The sequence below is a fragment of the Oscillibacter sp. CU971 genome, assembly GCF_905219725.1.
In the GTDB taxonomy this organism is placed as follows: Bacteria; Bacillota; Clostridia; order Oscillospirales; family Oscillospiraceae; genus Oscillibacter.
In genome coordinates, this window is the sequence record NZ_CAJMXG010000402.1 from 1 (window position 1) to 2,002 (window position 2,002).

At 53.6% G+C, this 2,002-nt stretch carries 1 protein-coding gene; it reads left to right on the forward strand.

Going from position 1 to position 2,002, the window contains the following annotated elements; genetic code table 11:
• Positions 1 to 286 precede the first annotated feature (286 nt).
• The gene (locus JX325_RS15885; protein ID WP_204792025.1) at positions 287 to 943 is read left to right on the forward strand and encodes a Cas9 inhibitor AcrIIA9 family protein; all 657 of its coding nucleotides are present in this window, start codon (positions 287 to 289) and stop codon (positions 941 to 943) included.
• Positions 944 to 2,002 lie beyond the last annotated feature (1,059 nt).

The following is a 2,002-nucleotide window of genomic DNA, read 5'->3' on the forward strand; positions in this document are numbered from 1 at the left end:
TCAAACCTTACGGCTGCAAGGGATTGACGTATGTTGTAGGGTTTGTAAGTCTTTTTTTAAGAAAGTTTATAGAAATATCTATTTATAACACATATGTGTANTAGGNAAATATATAGGAGCGAAACCTGAAAAAAAGTNCTACAAATCNTACAAGTCAAATCCGGAACTTTTTCGCTGTTTTCAACCCCAGCGTGTATTACGCTCCGGCGTGTATTTCTCCCCGCTTTCTTCTTCTATGCGTGTATTGCCTGCGCAAAAATCCTGTATCNAAAAAAAGGAGGTCCCCATGAGTATTTTCTCCGACATGGCGATTGAGGCCCGGAACGATTCACGGGCAAAGGACCGGTCTGCCCAAGCGGCTGTTCCGGCGAAGCCGGCGGGCCATCCGGAACCGAAAGCGGCGGAACCGGCCCCCGTGCCTGAACCGGCTCCCGATATGCCCAGCCCCAGTGAAACCGCCGGACAGCTCCAGCTTGACCGCATTGCCGCCATGAGCGACCAGGACGTGACGGCTTTCTCCGTCCAGCGTGTCAGCGCCGACACGGAGCGTATTACCCGGCGCAACATGAAAGACTGCGTGTCCGAGCATATTCAAGCTCTGTGCCGGGAGAATCCGGAGTTCGCACGCCGGGTCCTGCATCCCCGCAAGACTATGGCGCATTGCTTTCGCTATATCTATCGCAAGGCCCGTGAGTTCGCCGAGCGGGAAATGAAAGACCTGGGGGAATCCCACGAGAACGGCGTCTACGGTATCGACATCCCGGACGGCCTTTGTTATCAATGGGCCGAGGCGTATTTCAACGACCCGGACGCTCCCGAGGACCAGGACAAACCCAAGGCCGTATCCAAGCCTGCTTCCGGCAGCGCCACGAAGAAGGCACCCGAGAAGAAGTCCAAGGCCGCTATTGACGGCCAAATCAGCCTGTTGGGGGAGGCAGTATAAGCTATGTTAAATAAAAAAGCCTGCCGGGAGTTCGCCGCTCCCGGCGCTGCCANGTCTATGGACAGCGGCCTTCTCCATGCGGAACAGGTCAAGTATATTGTCCAAACGGCGGTCAGAATTATCAGTCACAGGAAGACCCTGGTACTGTACATACATGACCGGGAACATGCCGCCCAGGGGGATTTTCGGCCCATCTGGACCATGTTCCACTCCAAAGACGGCTATATTACTCTGGCCGGGAATGNGAATGGCAAGACCTTCTGGCGAACGGCGTCCTTTGATAATTTGGGAAAAGATTGGCGCTTTGCGAGATACTGCGCCTTTTACTCGCCGGAGGACCAGGAGCGCCTGGAACGCTACTTTCATGACGGCATAAACAAAGGCTTTGACGCTTTAATTCAGGCCCAAAGCGCCATGAAAGCCCAGCGGCTGGAAAAGCGCCTTGAAATGCGCCGCCAGAAAGTTCAAAACCGCATGGCCTGTGTGCCGCCTCTGCCCCGTGGTTGGCAATCCTGGGCGTATCAGACCCTGCCCGCCTATTTCTTCTATGATTATGAAAAGAAANGCCAGAAATCCGTGAAGGGCATCTGCACCAATNGCGGCCATGAAGTCACGCTCTCTGGATTGAAATACAACGCCAAGGGGACCTGCCCCCACTGCAAGCGGGAGCTTACACTGAAATCCAGGGGCCGGAGGGGCTGGATTGAAAATCGGGACACCTGCCAAATAATTCAGAAAACCGCCCCGGATGAAATTGTCATCCGTATTATCAAGACCAACTGCTATTATATCGGAGACATGCCCNGAAAAGAAGCCTACGAGAACGCCCGCCTGTTCATCCAGTTCGACAAGAACGGCCCGACCCACTGGGAAGAATTTTATTATAACTACTCGGAAAAATGCTAGAAGTCTGGCGCCCGGCCTGTATACAGCCATTGGAACTACAATTACGAGGCGGACATCTGCGGCCATGTGTATTGCAGGAATCTTCCCGAAGTGTTTGAAAATACGCCCTGGCGGTATTGCCCCCTTACGGAGTTCTACCGGCACTTCCACAGG